Below are 17,946 nucleotides of genomic sequence, written 5' to 3'. Positions count from 1 at the left end.
TGCTGTCAAAGCAAACCGACTTGAGGCGGGGAGGGCGGTATTGTGACGTCCGGCCATGACCAGACGATCGTCATTTTGCTATTTTAAGTCCTGGCCAGGGCGGTGTCAGAGGGTCTCCGGTTGAGGCGGGCAGGGTGATCTCGTAGCCTCTGAACATGCCGAAATGCGATCCGTCCAAATACCTCCACAGCAGCTCGGAGGTCATTCGTCTGGCGGTGATGCTGTACGTCAGATTTCCGCTGTCGCGGCGCAATGTCGAGGATCTGCTTCACGAGCGCGGCGTGGATGTCAGCCACGAAACGGTCCGGTTCTGGTGGCAACGGTTTGGTCTGATGTTCGCGTCCGAAATCCGCATGAAGCGCGCAGATCGGCTCCGGTCCTAGCCGCAGTGGAGTTGGCACCTGGATGAGATGTTTGTGAAGATCAATGGAGAACGGGGCGCTGTCAAACCAAATGGGCTTAACGAGTGCGGCCGCTCTGGGCTCCTTTGGGGCATCCCAAATAGCTGGCCCCGCCGTCGACTTACTCTAAATCAACTCAAGGAAACCAGCGTCTCGACCGACGTCTCTGGTCTTGCGGAGTTTGCGGATGGCCGATCCTAGACCGAAAGATGTCAAGACCGACACTCGCCGGCTGAGTGACCGGGAACTGGAGTATTCGGAGGCGTCTTCCAGTATCCCAGAGCGGATTGTGCTTGTCTTAGGGAGTGCGCCGGATTCTGTTCGTTGCCGGGATTGGCCCAAGCTGGGCGTGTCGGACATTGTTGCGATCAATAATGCCTGGCGGCTGCGGGATGATTGGGACTACGTCGTTGCGCCTGACGATTTTCCACCCGACCGGTGGCCATCATCCGTGGCAGAGCATCAGCGGCTGATTACATCTCGTGACTACGTTCCTGCGAACAATCTTTTCGGCGGCGTCTTCTATGCGGGTGGGACAATGGCGTTCACCGCTGGCTACTGGGCCCTTGCCACGTTGCGACCGACCGTAATGGGATTCCTTGGCTGCGACATGGTCTACTCCAACGCAAGCCGGACACACTTCTATGGAAACGGTCAAGCCGACCCTTTGCGGCGCGATCCAAGCCTTCGCAACCTGGAGGCCAAATCTGCTCGCTTGATGCTACATGCGCATCAAATGGGATGCGCATGTGTACGGCTTTCTTTCGGCGAAAGCAGGCTCGTCTTCTCGAGCGTGATTTTCGAGGAGCTTGCTGACAAACCGCGCAATCCAACGGGCTTCAATAGTCCTCTGTTCGACGCGGCAAAGAAGCGGGAAGAGGACTTGGGATATGTCATCCCCTCGGGAAGGTACTGGGAAGCAACCGTCCCTTACGAGGTTGAGGAAATCGACGCGCTCGATCAGATGTGGCTCATGGCGGCAGGCATTGGCAAACCCGCGCTGTAGCCGCAAGGCGTTCGGTGAAACATCGGTTTCGGCCTGCGTCGTCAGTTACCATGTCCGCTTTTAGCGCATTGCGCCGCAAGAGCCAGGTTGGCCCAGAGAGTATTTTGTTGAGAGCACCCTTTTCCGGTGTGGCCGGAACGTGCGCTCTACCGACGTGGAAACACCAATTCAGGGGACTTCCATCGTCTTTCTCCGTGCTCGACGCAGCGACGTGACGGACTAGATAGACAGTGCATATAGGCGGTTTCTAAGGCTGCTTCGGACCCATAGGTAATACATGTCGATAATGCGTCGCTCCTTTCTTTTTGGCTCTGTTGCACTGGCCGCATGCACGCGCGTGCCGACCTCACCCAAAGGGCCGCGCGACCCGATCACACTCGATCAGGCATTCTCGGGAAATTCGACCGGCGCAGGTGTCTTCAGAGTCCACCTGACAGGCAAAGAGCGAAGATTCACAGCGCGCCTTGACGGTCGAGTTGACGACGATCGTCTGACGGTCGTGGAAGACTTCTTCTATGACGATGGCGAGCAAAATCGCCTGACATGGGTTTTTGACCGAGCAGGGTCTGGCAAGTGGACGGGGCGGCGGGAAGACACGGTAGGGGTGGCGAATGTCGTGGAGACTGGAAACGAGATCCGGCTCTCCTATCTGGCCGATTTCCGGTCAGGAGACGAAGTGACCAGACTGGGCTTCGAGGATGTCATCTATTTCGATCCCGATGGTAGGGTAATCAACGATGCGATCGTGACACGTCTTGGCATTCCGGTCGGGCGCGTGCGCTTTGAAATGCAACGGCTTTGAGAGCACACGAGCCGCTGAACCGGACCTAGTAACTGCCATTGCTCACCGTGGCAGGAGGCGCAAATGACAGGCCAACGAAAGCGGCGATGCAGCGATTTGACCGGGCAAGTCAGCACGGTTTGGGTCATGCGCTCGAAACGAGGCCGTCTGCTCGCCGTGCTCGGTTTGGATGGCCGCAGTGAGACCTAAGTGAACTTTACAAGTCCAATAGGCAAGACAGGACGTAGCGCGGTAGCAGACCGCTAGTCCAACATCGGGTCTACAATCCCAAATCGCTCAATCGCCTATTTTGCCGAACGGCGAGAGCATCAATTTCTGCAATTGTCGCCGCCGTGAGTGCCGGTCCGGGCTTGCGAAGCGTGGAATGTTGAATGATGCCCTGGCGGACCAGAGAGTGCTTTCGGATTGCCAACCCCAGACCCGGCTGCGCCTCGTATCGGATCATTGGCAAATAGGCATCGAAAATATCACGTGCACGATCCAGATCCCCAGCTTCAAAAGCGTCGAGAACCTGCCGCATCATCTCGGGATATCCAAACCCCGTCATCGCGCCATCTGCTCCCCGCAGCAATTCTTCTACCAGGTACATCCCCCCATTGCCGCACAGGATCGAGATACGGCGCGATCCTGCATCGGATGCGTTGCGCAGCGTCGTTATCTTTTCCAGACCGGGCCAGTCCTCGTGTTTGAGCATCACGCAGGTCGGGCAGTCTTCGACAATTTTCAGGATGACCGAGGGTGAGATTTGCACACCTGTTGCAAGCGGGAAGTCCTGCAGCACAAACGGAATTTTCCCCAGCGCGTCTGCCGTGTTGTGGAAATAGCTGACAATCTGTGCGTCCGTCTGCAGGCCCATGGGGGGCGCCACCATGACGCCCACTGCGCCCGCATCCATGGCTTCGTTGCTCAGCGCAGTCATTGCCGCAAACCCGGGCGCAGAAACGCCGACAACAACCGGCACCGTGCACCGGGATGTCACGCGTTGAACAACTGACACGGATTCTGCAGCCGATAGCTTTCCGGCCTCTCCCATCATCCCAAGGATCGTCAGGCCGTTTGCACCCTTTTCGATATAGGCGTCGATCATGCGATCGATGCTGTCGAAATCGAGCGCGCCATCCGGCAAGAACGGCGTGGCGGCGATGGTGAAAACACCTTGGGTGGATTCATCAAGCATGGTCAGTTCTCTGTACCTTATGTGATAGGTTCAGGCGGATTTGCCCCAAGGCCATATTCACCGCAGCTTGCGCAGGGTCGACAACCGGAAGGCCCGTGGCGTCCTGCAAAGGGCCGCGAAACCGGGCCATGCCGGCACAGCCCATGATCAGAACATCAGCCCCGTCTTCGTCGCGCAGCCTTTTGCCGGTTGCAATCATGGCATCGAGGCTTTTGCCATCCTCGGCCAGATCTGCAACGCTTAGACCAAGAGCTCGGTCGCCTGCCAACCGACCAGACACGCCCATCGCCCCAAAGGCCCGCAGATGACGCGGAATGGAGGCAGGCAGAATGGCGATAACGCCAAACTTGTGGCCCAAGGTCAGCGCCGTCATGACAGACGCCTCTTGGATACCGACCACGGGCAGAGAGGTCTGGTCGCGCAGCGCGTGCAGCCCTGGATCACCAAAACAGGCGATCACATAGCCCGCGGCATCGTTTTGAGCGGCCGCCAGTTCCAGCATCGGCGCGATGGTCAGATCCGCCTGTTGCTGAGATTCGATGCCCGGTGGGCCTTCTGCAAGGGTCAGGCACCGGATGGGAATTCCGAAGCTGCGCAAGGGATCAATCGCCATATCGATCCCGTCAGTCACTGTCTGTGATGAATTTGGGTTGATGACGACCAGCGCGTTCATGCGCCGGCCCGCGTCGCAGTTTGGATCTCGATCTGATAGCCCTCGGGATCGTTGAACACGAAAGCCCTGATACCGATTTCGTCGTTTACAAAGAGTTGAGACAATCCATCCAGCTGTTTGGCTTTTGCATAAGCGTACCAGTCATCCACGTCGGGCACGCGGATGCAGAGCTGCACTGGTTTGATCGCGGCCCATTTGTTCATTCCCTTGGTCTCGTCAACAAGGCCGACATGCGCGCCCGGGCAGATCCGGTAGATCTTGCACCAGCCCTGATCAATCGCCAGCGGGAGGCCGAGGATATCCTCGTAAAACCGCATCGCCTGCGGCAGATCTCGAAAATAGAAGAACGTGATCGCCAGTTCACTGGGCGCTTCGGGTCGGCTGGTATTGGTTGCGCTCAATTGGCGTGCCCCCTTGGCTTTGTGGCCAGATCTGGTCGGTCGATCCACTGGCCGCTTCCCGGCTCGCCAAGAAAGTTACCATTCTCCACAAGCGGCGCTCCGCGGAGGATGACGTGTTCCGGCCAGCCTGTCACACGGTGTCCTTCCCAGGGGTTATAACCCACATTGTCATGCAAATCGTTGGCCTTGTAAGTCACGGTTTTTGCGGGGTCCCAAACAACGATGTCCGCATCCAACCCTTCGGCAATCGCGCCTTTGTTCTTCAACCCATAGAGCTTTGCCGGAGCGTGTGACGTCAGTTGGACAAAGGCTTCGGGCCCGCCGCGCCCTTCTGTCACCATTTCGTTGAAGAGAAGTGGCAGTCGCGTTTCCAATCCTGGCAGCCCGTTGGCGATCTGATGGAAACCAGAGTTTGGACCGGCCGACAATTTGCCCGTCTCATCGAAACGATAGGGCGCGTGATCCGACGAGACGAGACTGAGTGTTCCGTTCAGAAGCGCAGTCCACAAAGCGTCCTGATCCGGTTTGGTCCGCTGCGGGGGCGAACACATCCACTTGGCGCCCTCCAGTCCCGGCTTGTCCAAAACGGCTTCTGTCATGAAAAGGTAATGCGGACAGGTCTCCGCCCAGACCGGAGTACCCCGCGCCTGGGCCGCTTGAACAGCCGCAGCCCCTTCCTGCGTCGAAATGTGAAAAAGCATCACGGGCTGGTCTAAGTATTCGGCAAACCGGCAAATGCGTTCTACCGCTTCGATTTCTGCCATTTTGGGGCGAGACCGCGCGTGAACCTTTGGGGAGGTTTGCCCAGCGCTGATCAACTGGTCCCGTGCTTGGGAGATGATCGCGTCGTTTTCCGCATGAACGCAGACCAAAGCACCACATTCCCGGGCTTTCTGAAAAATCCGCAGCAACTGAGCATCGTTTAATTGGATATTGTAGGTCGTGAAAACCTTGAGGGACCTGTGACCCGCGCCAATCAGTTTGACCAGATCATCATCGAAGCCCGCAACGTTGGTGTCGGTCAACGTGATGTGAAAGGCATAGTCGATCATCGCCCCTCTGGACGCGCGCGCGGCATAGTCGGAAATGGTCTCAGACAGCGTTTGGCCTTTTGCCTGTGCCGCGAATGAGATGACACTGGTGGTGCCGCCCATCGCCGCCGATTTTGTGGCGGTTTCAAACGTATCGGCATTCCACTGTCCCATGCCGGACATCTGCTCAATATGAGCATGCGGATCTACCCCGCCGGGCATCACCCATTTCCCCTCGGCCGCAATCTGTGCTTTCGCATTTGCGACTGGTGTGCCGACAGAAATGATCTTGCCATTTGAAACTGCTACGTCACCGCGCACAACCCCATCAGGCGTAACAACCCATCCATCTTGAATTAAAAGATCTATCCCATCAGTCAAAATCTTTGCCCGTCGCGAGTTTAGAATCTCATCTTGAAGAATGCCCTCTATTCGAGCCGATGCAAAGCGTTCCGTAAGTTCAGGTCGACGGCAAATGTCGAGAAGCCGCCACGGCTTTCCAAGTTTGCTGAAAGGCCAGATGTGTGCTTTCCACCTTTCGCATCAGGTGCTGCACCAAGCACCGAGGTCTGCTCTGGGCTCGGAGCCGCCGAATGTTCGCGCAGCAAGCGCCTCCGAGAAGGCGCAACGGAACCGGCCATCGGCAATTTTGTGCAAGCCTTTGATCTTCGGTCGTCTCGTTCAAAGCTCGGTCGTTCGAATCCCATGAGCCGATGTTCGTGCCGAAAGCAGCGAATGCGGGCACAGAGCCCATCTTGACCAATGCTGCGACCCGCCCGAACCGGCGCAAAGCGCGGTTTGCAGACTCAGCCCATGAAAGAGTCGGCCGCGTGTTATCGATCCCCGGCCACCCAGACGCTGCAACGCAGCTTCACCGAACCGGCCGTTCGTTCGCTCTGCAGCATGAAAAGCCGGATAATCGACAGCTGTGCAGAGATTGTGTTGAAAAACTCTGTGTTTGGACCGAGGTTACCAAATTCATGGAATATCTTCCCGCCGAAGCTCGCTTTTTCGAACGTAGTTTCCTGAGGGCTAAATCGGAGGGGCGTTGTTCCAAGATTTTGGTGTGAATTTCGCGGCGTCGAGTTTTTCAACACAATCCGAACAAATCTGTCGTTCGCCGTCGACGCCAGAAAACGCGTTTTGACTATCAAACATGGCAGGGTGACAAGAATCCAAGGGTCTGTGATGCTGGGTCGAAAATGCGGGGAGGACGAAGTGGCGCTTAAATTGACAGTTCACTTGCCAACTCATCAGAAGCTTCCGGCGATCAACCCGGAACGGAATGGAGGCGCCTGCAAGACGGAAAACGACGCTCACGGCATAACGTCTACTGATCGCATGGCGCCTCCGCGCGAGAGTAAAGTCTTTGAACTGTGAAACGATCGGGGAGGGTTGAAGATGTCACGAAACAGGATCATCCGAACGGTCATGAACAACGGTTTGTCGCTGAGGTTGGGCACGCAGAGGTCGCTGTTGGCCATTGGTACGCTGATGGTCTTAAGCCTGCATCCTGCGGGGCAACTGGCCTCTGAAGAAGCCTATGCGATCCCAGAAGGTTTGACACCGGTTTCCACCTGGAAACGTGGGTTCACTGCACAGGACGCGGAGCGGTTCAGAACAGGGTACAGGGCAATCGACTTTTGGTCCGGCACAGACAGCACGGTCTTCACCTATTTGAACTTGTCAGAGGTGTTGAACACAATGCATGTTGCGCGAAGCGGCGATGTGGTCGGCTTGGAAAATGCTCCTCTGCCGGCAGTGGCAAACATTGTTGCCACCACTCAGCTCGGAACCATGCCCCTCTGGGAGGCGATCTCCGATCCGCGCTCTCGGGTGCAGGCCATGGTTGTCGTTCACAAGGGGCGTATTGTCTTCGAAGACTATCCGGGCATGCAGCCGTTTCACCGTCATTCTTGGAATTCCGCGTCGAAACCGATCACCGGGCTGCTCATCCATCAGCTCGTGTACGAAGGCGTCGTGGATTTGAGTGAGCCGGTTTCGCGGTACCTTCCGTTCACATCTGGTATACCTGTTGGGGCGATCTCTGTCGCGGACGTTTTGCATCAGCGCACCGGTCTGGACTATGAGGAAACCAATACCTCGATTTCGGATCCGAACCACGCGATCGGCTTTGGTTTTTCCCGAGCGCTGGCCGGACGGAACGAACCTGTGCAGGTGTCGATTTTGGAAGCGCTTTCGAAGGTCGGTCAGGTGCGCGCGCCGGGGACAGCTTTCCAATACTCTTCTTACAACACGCAGATTCTGGGCCTGATTGTAGAGGCGGTGAAGCAGCGACCCCTCAATGAGGTGATCAGTGCGCGCATCTGGCGCGCGGCAGGCATGGAGGGCGATGCCTTGCTCGGTTTGTCTTCGGCCGGGGAGGCGTTGGCGGCAGGCGCGTTTTCCTCAAGGTTGAGGGATTTCGCCCGTTTCGGCATGCTATTCACGCCCAGCGGGCGCAAAGCGTCGGGCGCGCCTGTCGTGCCGGAGAGTTATCTGGCGGATGTATATGCCGCCGCCAACCCCGATATCTATCTTGAAGGTGTGCAGGGTAACCGCATGGTCGCCGGTTTCGGACGGGAAGGCGCGCCCTTAGGGGCTGCATATCAATGGGACGCGGTGTTCGAGGATGGGGACCTTTTTAAGGCCGGCATCAATGGTCAGGGCCTCTATGTATCTCCGGTTACAGATACGGTAATTGCATATTTTTCAACGACTTTTGCGAATTCGCTCTATCTGATCGCCTACCCGCGCGCGATTGTGAATGACCTGTTTCGCTGACGGGGCGGGGGTTTGGGGTATAGAAAAGCTCTGAACTGCGACAGGTCTCCAAGGCAACTCGACGACCACCGCGTCACGCGTGGAGTTGTTCGCGCGATGCGAATACCGCAATAAGCAGCATTGTTAAAACTGCGCCAAAGGCATTGAAAACAAGGTCGAGCGCCGTGTTGAGATAGCCACCGACATTTGTCTCTGGAACAGACAGCACCGCAATAAATTCGATGATCTCATTGACCGCGCCGAGACCCATGGATGCCAACGCTGGAAAGATCAGGATGGCTTTTGTGCCGATCATCTGCGGAAAATTTCTGCGCAGCAGATGCCAGAGAACCCACGCTGTGACGCCAAATCCGAACGCATGAACGACCTGATCGTATTTCAACAACCCCATTTCGCCGTCTGCGGGCGTAATCGGGACGAGTTGCAGCGAATAGAGCACCGAACCGTCAACCGGAACGCCACCTCCTGCCATATGCAAAAACCCCCATGCCGACAGTGCCCATAACATGGTGACCGGATATTCAGCGGTTCTCAGGCTTTTCCCGACAAGGCCGATGAGAACCAGCATCGAAACGACATAGACGACGAATTCGTAATTACCGCTGGATACAAACCAGATCGTGAAGACGACAACATAGCCGACGGTGAAGACCGCGACCGGGCGCTCGTTTTTGTGTAGGTCCATCTGGGCACTGTCCTCATTGTTTTCGTTGCTCTATCTCTCGAAGCTCTTGACAATGTTCCAGAGTCTGCGCGTCGGTTCCAGGGTGCGGCTATCGCTGACCGTTGACCCACAAGTCGCTTTCGAAGTTGGGGCGTTCTTCAAGCTCCGCCTGGAGTTCAAATGACACTCCGTCCCGCCAGACCGTCAGGCTGATGACATCGCTGATCTCAAGGGCTCCAACCGTTTTCAGCGCGTCCTCGCGCGAACGTATCGGCTCTCCGTTCACATGGGTGATGACATCGCCCCCGATAAGAATTTCGGAAACACCCCACATCACGGGAAGGAAACCACCTTTGATCCCAATTTTATCGGCTGCGGACCCCGGTTCGACGGTTTCGACCATGAACCCTTCAGGAACGCTGGCCGGGTCCGTCAGGAGCAGCGTGGCAATCAAGGGCGTCATCATTTGCCCGTAAAGACCGTGCCACGGGCGCGAGACATAACCCTTTGCTTCAATTTCCCCGACCAGAGGCATTATGCTGTCGATCGGCAAGGCATAGCCTATGTTTTCGGCCTGCGGGTGACTACTAATCATTGACACCAAGCCGATGATCCGTCCGCAATCGTCAAGCAACGCACCTCCGGAGTTTCCGGGGCTGACTGCCGCGTCGGTCTGAATGTACCGCGCGGTCCAAGACAGCGTATTGAGCGGGATCTGCCGGTCGAGTCCCGAGACCAGCCCCTCGCTCAGCGTGAGCCCGACACCGAGCGGATAGCCCAGAACGTAGGCGCGTTGCCCGACATCGAGATCGTTATATGCGCCAAACTCAGGTGCGACGAAGTTGCGCTCGTAGAACGGCACACGGAGCAACGCCAGATCAAGGACTGGATCGCCCCCCAGCAACTGGGCCTCGAAAGCCCAGTCGTTTGTGCTCGCACCGATGAGTTTTGCTCCCTGCACCACGTGATAATTCGTTAGAATGAGACCCGGTTCGATTTCGATGCCAGACCCTATTCCAGGCCGCACACGTTCTAACACTCTATGCTGATCAATACTGAAGCTGATTATCTTTACAATATTGTCAGCTATCCTCTCGTAGACTTCTGTCGCCGAAAACGTACAGTCCGGTTCTTTGGCGGTGACACTCAAGGCCAGCGCTGACGCAATCATTGATGCACAGAAAGTTTTGAGAAATTTCAGCATCACCACCTTTTCCCCTCCACCTGCGTTCAGACAAAAAGATACAACAAGTGACATAGGAGGGAATTGATCGGTGTCAGATGGCCCGACGGAACAATTGAGCTCCGTGGCTGGAGTACTTCCGGTAAGGGCTCGTTGCTGCCGATCACCGCGTTCGAGACGAACTTCTGTTCTCGTGAAAAGCTGCCGTTTGCTACGGCCACGTCCGATGTCTCAGTTGCGGACAAACCAGCCGCCTTGGCTTTGCCGTCGAGCCAAATTCTTGCCAAGTCGGCCAATGAAAAATACTGTTTCCCCAATACAGGGAGAACAAGATGTCATTTACTCAAAGTGATTTGGACGATCTGGCGCAACGCTACACAGCTGCTTGGAACTCAAAGGTTCCCGAGAATGTCGCAGCCTTCCATGTAGCTAGCAGCAGCATTGTCATTAACCGCGGCGAGCCCTCTGAGGGCCACGAAGGTCTTACGGCGATGGCAGCAGGCTTTCATGCCGACGTGCCTGACTTGCACCTTACTTGTGACGGTATTCGCGGCGCGGGTTCGCATGTTGTTTATATGTGGACCTTTACAGGACATCACGCGGAGACGGGCAACCCATTGAACGTGCAGGGTTGGGAAGAATGGGAACTCAATGATGACATGAAGGTCACCTCCTCATTGGGCTGGTTTGACGGCGAGGACTACGACCGCCAAGTTGCGGGATGAGCACCGGGCCGTTTTCAGACATCCGGGTGGTTGTGTACGGCGTGGGGGCGATGGGCGCCCTGGCAACGCGCCTACTTGTGGACAAGGGCGCCAAGATTGTTGGGGCTGTGGGGCGCAGCTCCTCTAAGGTTGGGCGTGATCTCGGCGAAGTCGCCGGGCTTGGAAAACATCTTGGTGTCCCAATTGAAAGCGACGCTGAGGCGGTCTTAACCCGCGGAGCCGATGTCGCGGTGGTGTGTGTCGGCAGCTATCTGAATTCAATGCATAAGCACTTCGAAACCTGCCTCGAGAACGGCGTGAATGTCGTGACCATTGAGGAAGAAACAGTTTTTCCATGGACAACGGCACCGGATCACGCGGAGGCCTTGGATGCTCTGGCGAAGGCAAAAGGGGTTACACTCGCGGCGTCAGGCGCGCAGGATGTGTTCTGGTTGAACTTGGTCACCACTCTATTGGGGGCTTCCCACAGGATCGAAAACGTCATCGGACATTGTCGCTGGAATGTGGATGACTACGGGCCCGAGGTTGCCAACCATCTTCTGATTGGACGATCCAAGGAAGACTTCGACGAGTTTGTAGAAACATCCGGCTGGCCTGAATTCGTTGCCCGTCAAACGCTGGAGGCACTCGTCGCGCGTCTTGGACTTAGCGTGGCATCCATTGCTTCCGATGTCACCGCTGTCACTGCGAGTGCGCAGATCCATTGCCGCAGCTTGAACCATGAGGTCGCGGCGGGCCATGTGATCGGAACCATAGACCGGACAGTCGTGACAACGCTGGAAGGCCCGCAATTCGAATTTGCAATGGAAGGGCGCATCTACCGGGATGGCGAAACAGACAACAATTTCTGGAAGGTGCAGGGAGAACCAAATCTTCAGCTCAATTGCGAAGACGCGAACTACCGCTTCACGACCTGTTCGACGCTGGTAAATCGTATTCCGGACGTGATTGCAGCTGCACCCGGACTGAGCTCACTTGATATGTTGAACCCACCGAGTTACAGGCAGCATTGAGAGGGAGAACGACCGCTTGCGCGAGGAGCGGACACTGGGTCAGATAAGGCGTATGTCCGAGTAGCGGACGAACCCGTTTTTCGCAGCATAGCAACGAAGATTTTAGTCAGTTGGTGAAAGTTTCCATGCTGAATGACCTGAAACAGCAAAGACCTTCGGCTAGCGGTAGACGGCACAGTGAACGGGCCGGCAGGACGGAAAGGTGTGGTTGGGCATAATCGCAGTGCTGGAAAAGCTCTGTTGGTCATCTTGAGCCCGCAGGCAGCGATCAGATCATTGCCCGCGAACTGTGTTTTTCAAACCCGGTCAAGTGCCGAACGCATCGGACCACCGGAGCGCACGCGATTTTGGAACTAGGCCCAACCGAGCTGTTTCAGCGCATGACCATCGTTCCAGACCTTCGTCATGTGCGTGATCTTCCCGCCCGCGAATTCCATGGCATAGACGTAGTCAGTCGCAACAGCTGCACCTGTCGGATCGACTGGCCCGCCTGGGCCGGTTTGTGAGCCGTGGAATACTGCGAAAGCCAGCACAATGCTTCGGTCTTCGTCTGCTGCGAACCCCTTCAATTCGTAGTGGCCGTCGGGGATGGGCGTCAGCATGCCCTTCATCCATTCGGCATATGCCTCCAGCGTGTGCGTATCCTCCAGCGCGCCGGCTTGGCAGGAAAAGCTAGCATCTGCGGTGCAGAACTGCGCGCACCCGTCCCACCCTTTGCCCGTTTCACAGGCTTCGAAGAATGCTTTTGCATCTGTGATCATGCTCATCTGTTGGTCTCCTTCGTAAACTGCGGGGCCTTTCCCCGCGTCGTCCATTAAAGGTACGCAGCGAGCTGGCGCCGCGATATCGTGCAGATGAACCAATTGATGCAGGAGGGATGTGGGGTATGCTGCTGCTACATTTGCAGGGGGTGGCATGACGGATCCGGCACAAACTGTTGAAACGCTTTCGAAAAGAGAAGCCGAGGTTGCTGCTGCTTACGCCGACGGAGCCAGCTACAAGGAAATAGCGCGAGAGTTGGGCATCTCGCCAACCACCGTCCGGTCGCATCTGCGCACCGTCTACAGCAAGCTCAACGTCACATCCAAGATCGCGCTGGTGCAGGCGCTTGTCGATCCCACGACCGTACCTGCCGATGATCATGACAAGGCTGGCCTGGCCGCAGATCTGGCGCTCGAACTCGATGATGCGATAAGGCGCGAACGCACGCTGACACGTGTCCTGCGGATCATTAGTCAAAGCAGCGCGAATCTCAATGACGTGATCGACGAAGTGCTCGGACAGGCCCTCGAGATTTGTGAGGCCGAGTTTGGTATCCTATTGGAGCACCAAGGGGATTTGGCGTTTACCGAAATGCGGTCCTGCAACATCAGCGCGCCTTTCGCAGACTGGCTGGCGAGCCAAGGTTTATTCAATCCGGGGCCGGATACCGCGGTCGGCAGGGCCGCCAGATCGCTGAAGCCGGTTAGCATCGGCGATGTGGGTACCGAGGACATCAGCCATCAAGAAAATCCGCTGCGCTTTGCGACGGTGAAGTTCGGCCGCGCGCGCTCATTGGCAGCGATCCCGATGACCTCCGGGGGACGTTTGATCGGCGTCTTCAGCGTCTACCGGACCCGTGTGCATCCGTTCAACGACCGCGCGCTCGAACTGGCGCAGGCTTTCGCCGATCAGGCGGCCATAGCGATCGAGAATGCCCGTCAGATCGGCGCGATGGAGGCGCGCCTGTCTCAGGCTGCCGCAACCCGCGAGGTTTTGGATGCAATCAGCATGTCGCGGGATGACGAAGGGCCTGTGTTCGACGCGATCCTCCGCAACGCCGCCAGACTGTGCAACGCGCCCATGGCGCGGCTGGAACTTGCTGACAGCGCACGCGAGACATATCGTTGCGCCGCGGCTTGGGGCGATGAGATGCGGTCATTTCGCGTGGGTGAGGTCATGCCGCTGGATCAGCCAAACGATCTGCCGACCTCAATTCGCGAAGGTGTTCTTCGCCACATTCACGATCTGTCGAAAACCGAACTATATCTCGCGGGCAATCCGACCCGAAGGAGGATGGTCGAGGACGAAGGGTATCGCACCTATCTCTGCGTGCCGTTGATCGCAGCGGGCGTGAGTATCGGTGCAATTGTTCTCAGCCGCCGGGAAGTGGCTCCGTTCTCGGATGAAAGCATTGCCTTGGTGGAAAACTTTGCCAAACAGGCGGTGATCGCGATCGAGAACGTGCGCCGGTTTCGCGAATTGCAGGATCGTCTCGACCGTTCCGCCGCCACGCGTGAAGTCCTGGAGGCGATCAGCAACGCAAGCGACGACGAACAGCCTGTGTTCGACGCCATTCTCGGCAACGCCCGCAAGCTCTGCGAAGCGCCTTTTGCCGCCCTCGTCCTTGGACGCCGGACCGACAGCCATCAAACCATGATCGCACATCACGGCGCCGTACAAAGCACGGAGGATATCTACAGCGCACGCCGCGTGCCGATGGATCCCGAACGCTCCTTCGCCGCACGTGCCATCCTTGAGAAACGGCCCATTCATCTGCCGAACATGATGGACACCGACGAGTACCGGGCGGGCATCCCAAATGTGGTGGAACTGTGCGATCTGCAGGGTATCCGCACCAACCTCTTTGTTCCGCTGATCAAAGACGGTGAGGGGATCGGCTGTTTCATCATCTTTCGTCACGAAGTCCGTCCCTACAACGACGAACAGATCGCGCTTGTCGAAACCTTCGCCACCCAAGCCGTGATCGCTCTGGAAAACATTCGACAGTTCCGGGAACTGCGGACGCGGCTGGAGCGGGAGGCGGCAACAAAGGAAATTTTGCAGGTCATCAATCAACACCGCGATGATGAGATGCCGGTCTTCGACGCCATTCTCAATAAGGCGATACATCTGTGCGGTGCGAGTGCAGGCGCTTTGGCCCTCGGCAAGAAGGGTGATCCGCATCAGCGCATGGCGGTCTCGCGCGGTGTCAGCGATGCGACGTTGGATGTGTATGCGCGCGGGGAGGTTTCGATGAACCCCGACATCTCGCTTTCAGCGAAAGCCATTCTGACGGGCGAAGTGGTTCATGTCGCGGACATGGCCGATACAGACGGATATCGAAGCGGCGTCTCACACTTCACGTCGGTCGTGGATGATACCGGCATTCGCACCAACCTGTTCGTGCCGCTGATAACGTCGGAGGGCGGTGAAGGCGTTCTCATCCTGTTTCGCACGGAGGTGCATCCCTACACGCCCGATGAGATTGCCCTGGTCGAGACATTTGCGTCTCAGGCCGCTATTGTGCTGGAAAATGTCCGCCAGTTCCGCAACCTGCAGAAACGTCTGGACCGCGAAGCCGCTACAAGCCACGTCCTCGGTGCCATCAGTGCCTCCCGCGAAGACGATATTCCGGTCTTTCACACCATTCTGGAAAACGCCTGCCGCGTCTGCGATGCGCAGTCGGGTTTCATTACCGTGCTCGATGAGAGCGGGCAGTACCTGACTGGCCCGGCACAGTACGGGGTCGGCGCCCGGCTTCAATCCATGTTCGAAGACTGGACAGCAGACCTCGCCACATCGCCCCTTGGTGCCGCCCAATGCATCCGGGAGCGCCGCGTGATTTCGATCGACGATATCGTGGAGACCGATCTTTATCGCGAGGGCAATGTCGAGCGCGTCAATCAGGTCGATCTTGAAGGCATGCGGACCATCCTGTGCGTCCCCCTGCTGACCTCGGACGCAGGGCTTGGCTCGATGATCCTTTACCGCAAACGGGTTCAGCCCTTTTCGAGTGACGATATAGCTATGGTTGAAGCCTTCGCTGCGCAGGCCGTCATAGCCATCGAGAATGCCCGTCAGTTCCGTGCGCTACAGGCGCGAACCTCAGAGGTTCAAGCCCTGAATGCTTCCTTGGAGGCCAAAGTCAGCGATCAGGTCACCGAGATTGAGCGAATGGGACGGCTGAAGCGCTTCTTGCCGTCAGCTGTGGCGGACACAATCGTCTCGTCCGGGTCCGAGCGAATGCTGCAAAGCCACCGCGCGCTGCTTGGGGTTCTCTTTTGTGACATACGGGGCTTTACCGCGTTCTGCGAGACGGCTGAACCGGAAGAAACAATCGACGTGCTGCAAACCTATCACGAGGAAATGGGCAAACTGATCAACGCGCATGGTGCCGGCGTCGATCTTCGGATGGGCGATGGCATCATGGTTTTGTTCAATGATCCAATCCCGTGCGAAGATCCAGCAGGCGACGCCATTCGCCTCGCGATCGCAATGCGCGAAAGGATGGCCGACATGTGCAGGACGTGGAAGCGCATGGGCTATCGGCTTGGCTTCGGAGTTGGCGTATCTCTAGGCTATGCAACGGTTGGCATGGTCGGCACCGAAGGCCGCTTTGACTACACGGCCTCTGGCACCGCAATTAACCTTGCGTCGCGGCTGTGCGATGAAGCCGGTGACGGGGAAATCCTTCTCAGTCCAAAGGTTAGCATCGCTGTCGAAGACGATTTTCCTGTCGAGTCCCGAGGAGAAATCACTCTGAAGGGCCTCCGCGAACCGCTGGAGGTCTTCAAATTGGCCGAACCCGGCGTGGCATAGAAAGCAATCGGCGTCTAGAAATAGCTTCAAGGTATCTTTATTGAGCCGGCAGTGGCCATTTGCCGGGTTGCAGCAATGGTCGGTCGAGAAAAGGCCGCAGTGGGCTCGCTGCCGCCTAATGACGGTTTCGGTTGGTTGTTCTATGTATGAACGGCCGCTTGCGAACCAGCCTGATGCACTTGTTTGCGCCGGCAGCAATTCGAGGTTTGTTGTGGCGGGTACCAGGCTACTCGGACACTATGCGCAGACAACAGCCGTTCGCCCAGGAAGGTCGACCGGCCGCAAAGTCCCGCAACTCGGACATAAGTTAGTTTGGGACCAAGGTCTGCTTCTATCAAATCCAGTCATTGGGATGTCAAAGCAGTCATTGCCTCGGTGGCATCTGGCGCTGAGCGACCCGTATCAGACGCCTTGTGGACATCTAACAAAAGTTTTCAGATGACAGCATTGAGTGCAGTTTTCCTGCGTGGCAGGTATTGCTCCGTCCGAAAAGACAGGAAGACCCCTCTTGGACGGACACCCACTGGAAACACAATAGCATCTGGCACCGGCCGTTTCAGGATCAGTCCATGACAGAGTTCAGACAGGACCGTGCAGCGTCGGCCGCCGCCAGCGCCCCCTCGAGAAACCCGCCTTCCTCTGACGCGGCCTCGGTTCCGGCAAAGATCAGGCGGCGGGTGGGCGTCAGCGCACGATAGGCCGGGTGGCCCGCTGGTGGCGTCCGGTCGGCGTCAGTGGCGGTCGCCGGATCGCAGCTCCAGTCCTTGATCCACACCTCGTCCGGCGTCGCCGCTCTGTCCCCGAACAGCCGGGTCAGCTGGGCAATGGCTGCCTCACGAAATCCCGGCAGACGCGCAGCGCCAACATGGGCGAAACCGAACAGCGCCCCCACCTCTGCACTGGCGGGCGAGGCATCGTGGATCTCGGCCAAAGGCCCGCGATGAGAGATCGCATCGCCATTCAACCCCGCCGGCCTCCAGAACGGTGTCGGATAGGTTGCGATCAGCTTTGCATGTCCGGCCATCCAGGTCGGGATATCGGGCGCCGTTGCCCCCAGTTCCACCGCCAATCGCGGCGGCAGAGCAAAGACGACACGACCGAAGCGGGTGCTGCCATGGGCAGTCGTGACGATGACACCATCGGCCTCTTCCGTCACCCGGTGCACAGGGCAGGCAAGGTGGAGGCTGTCTCCCAGTTGTCCTGCCAGGGCCTGCGGAACCTGGGCCAACCCACCCGCGACCCGCAGCGCGCCGCCCATCGTCGCGAAATCGAGATCGCGGCGAACGCCACCATTTGCGTCTTCAAAGACGAGGCGACCGGATGCGTGTTGGGCAAAAACTTGCAGGCCCAGGCGATCAAGAAGCGCAAGCATACGGGTGTTATGAGGCCAGATCCAGGAGGGGCCCAGATCATAACCGTTTTGCGAGAGGATGCGGCCACCAACCCGGTCTCGCGCCTCGAGCAGCGTAACACTGTGCCCATCGATCCGAAGCGCCGCCGCCAAC

The 17,946-nt window shown here is 57.5% G+C and carries 14 protein-coding genes and 1 pseudogene; 7 read left to right on the top strand and 8 right to left on the bottom strand.

Translation table 11 applies throughout. From position 1 onward, the window contains the following. Nucleotides 1–155: 155 nt before the first annotated feature. The 3 genes and pseudogenes from AC2FL1_RS19760 to AC2FL1_RS19750 form a co-directional block, all read left to right on the top strand. Nucleotides 156–315, top strand: a pseudogene (locus AC2FL1_RS19760) (IS6 family transposase); the annotation flags it as partial. 273 nt (nucleotides 316–588) lie between these two features. After that, nucleotides 589–1,407 carry a hypothetical protein gene (locus tag AC2FL1_RS19755; protein WP_496878053.1) on the top strand — a complete coding sequence of 273 codons (819 nt, stop codon included), beginning with the start codon at nucleotides 589–591 and terminating at the stop codon, nucleotides 1,405–1,407. 277 nt (nucleotides 1,408–1,684) lie between these two features. Beyond that, nucleotides 1,685–2,209, top strand: coding sequence for a DUF3833 family protein (locus AC2FL1_RS19750; RefSeq protein ID WP_496830548.1), 525 nt, complete (start codon nucleotides 1,685–1,687; stop codon nucleotides 2,207–2,209). A 259-nt stretch (nucleotides 2,210–2,468) separates the two neighbouring features. Here AC2FL1_RS19750 and AC2FL1_RS19745 read toward each other — a convergent pair whose 3' ends face one another. The 4 genes from AC2FL1_RS19745 to hydA are packed head-to-tail and all read right to left on the bottom strand — an operon-like array spanning nucleotide 2,469 to nucleotide 5,872. Then, entirely contained in the window at nucleotides 2,469–3,386 is a 918-nt protein-coding gene (locus AC2FL1_RS19745) for a dihydrodipicolinate synthase family protein (protein WP_496830546.1), read from the bottom strand. Next, entirely contained in the window at nucleotides 3,379–4,059 is a 681-nt protein-coding gene (locus tag AC2FL1_RS19740; protein ID WP_496830544.1) for an aspartate/glutamate racemase family protein, read from the bottom strand. The genes AC2FL1_RS19745 and AC2FL1_RS19740 overlap by 8 nt, the downstream gene beginning before the upstream one ends. Further along, nucleotides 4,056–4,460 (bottom strand): VOC family protein, encoded by a 405-nt coding sequence (locus AC2FL1_RS19735; RefSeq protein WP_496878052.1) that lies wholly within the window; start codon nucleotides 4,458–4,460, stop codon nucleotides 4,056–4,058. Before AC2FL1_RS19735 ends, AC2FL1_RS19740 begins: the two co-directional genes overlap by 4 nt. Continuing rightward, on the bottom strand, nucleotides 4,457–5,872 hold the full coding sequence (gene hydA / locus AC2FL1_RS19730; RefSeq protein WP_496878051.1) for a dihydropyrimidinase: 1,416 nt from the start codon (nucleotides 5,870–5,872) through the stop codon (nucleotides 4,457–4,459). Before hydA ends, AC2FL1_RS19735 begins: the two co-directional genes overlap by 4 nt. A 1,050-nt stretch (nucleotides 5,873–6,922) precedes the next feature. Between hydA and AC2FL1_RS19725 the strand changes: the two genes are divergently transcribed. Then, nucleotides 6,923–8,275: a serine hydrolase domain-containing protein gene (locus tag AC2FL1_RS19725; RefSeq protein WP_496878050.1), complete on the top strand. Its 1,353-nt coding sequence runs from the start codon at nucleotides 6,923–6,925 to the stop codon at nucleotides 8,273–8,275. A 73-nt stretch (nucleotides 8,276–8,348) separates the two neighbouring features. Here AC2FL1_RS19725 and AC2FL1_RS19720 read toward each other — a convergent pair whose 3' ends face one another. Both AC2FL1_RS19720 and AC2FL1_RS19715 read right to left on the bottom strand, forming a co-directional pair. Then, nucleotides 8,349–8,960 (bottom strand): DUF2238 domain-containing protein, encoded by a 612-nt coding sequence (locus AC2FL1_RS19720; protein WP_496878049.1) that lies wholly within the window; start codon nucleotides 8,958–8,960, stop codon nucleotides 8,349–8,351. A gap of 88 nt (nucleotides 8,961–9,048) precedes the next feature. Beyond that, on the bottom strand, nucleotides 9,049–10,143 hold the full coding sequence (locus tag AC2FL1_RS19715; RefSeq protein ID WP_496878048.1) for a S1C family serine protease: 1,095 nt from the start codon (nucleotides 10,141–10,143) through the stop codon (nucleotides 9,049–9,051). A 311-nt stretch (nucleotides 10,144–10,454) separates the two neighbouring features. On the opposite strand from AC2FL1_RS19715, the gene AC2FL1_RS19710 reads away from it, so the two are divergent. Next, nucleotides 10,455–10,847 carry a nuclear transport factor 2 family protein gene (locus AC2FL1_RS19710; protein ID WP_496830530.1) on the top strand — a complete coding sequence of 131 codons (393 nt, stop codon included), beginning with the start codon at nucleotides 10,455–10,457 and terminating at the stop codon, nucleotides 10,845–10,847. Continuing rightward, entirely contained in the window at nucleotides 10,844–11,860 is a 1,017-nt protein-coding gene (locus AC2FL1_RS19705; RefSeq protein WP_496830528.1) for an NAD(P)H-dependent amine dehydrogenase family protein, read from the top strand. The genes AC2FL1_RS19710 and AC2FL1_RS19705 overlap by 4 nt, the downstream gene beginning before the upstream one ends. A gap of 353 nt (nucleotides 11,861–12,213) precedes the next feature. Here AC2FL1_RS19705 and AC2FL1_RS19700 read toward each other — a convergent pair whose 3' ends face one another. Further along, nucleotides 12,214–12,627 carry a nuclear transport factor 2 family protein gene (locus tag AC2FL1_RS19700; RefSeq protein WP_234168256.1) on the bottom strand — a complete coding sequence of 138 codons (414 nt, stop codon included), beginning with the start codon at nucleotides 12,625–12,627 and terminating at the stop codon, nucleotides 12,214–12,216. A 148-nt stretch (nucleotides 12,628–12,775) separates the two neighbouring features. Between AC2FL1_RS19700 and AC2FL1_RS19695 the strand changes: the two genes are divergently transcribed. After that, nucleotides 12,776–16,441, top strand: a complete 3,666-nt coding sequence (locus AC2FL1_RS19695; RefSeq protein ID WP_496878047.1) for a GAF domain-containing protein — start codon at nucleotides 12,776–12,778, stop codon at nucleotides 16,439–16,441. A gap of 562 nt (nucleotides 16,442–17,003) precedes the next feature. Here the strand turns inward: AC2FL1_RS19695 and AC2FL1_RS19690 are convergent. Continuing rightward, the coding region (locus AC2FL1_RS19690; RefSeq protein WP_496878046.1) for a flavin monoamine oxidase family protein at nucleotides 17,004–17,946 on the bottom strand (943 nt) is incomplete at its 5' end.

The sequence above is a fragment of the Ruegeria sp. YKSF070 genome (assembly GCF_059612725.1).
Note: the sequence above shows the minus strand (reverse complement) of the source record. Positions and strands in the feature narration are given on the sequence as shown.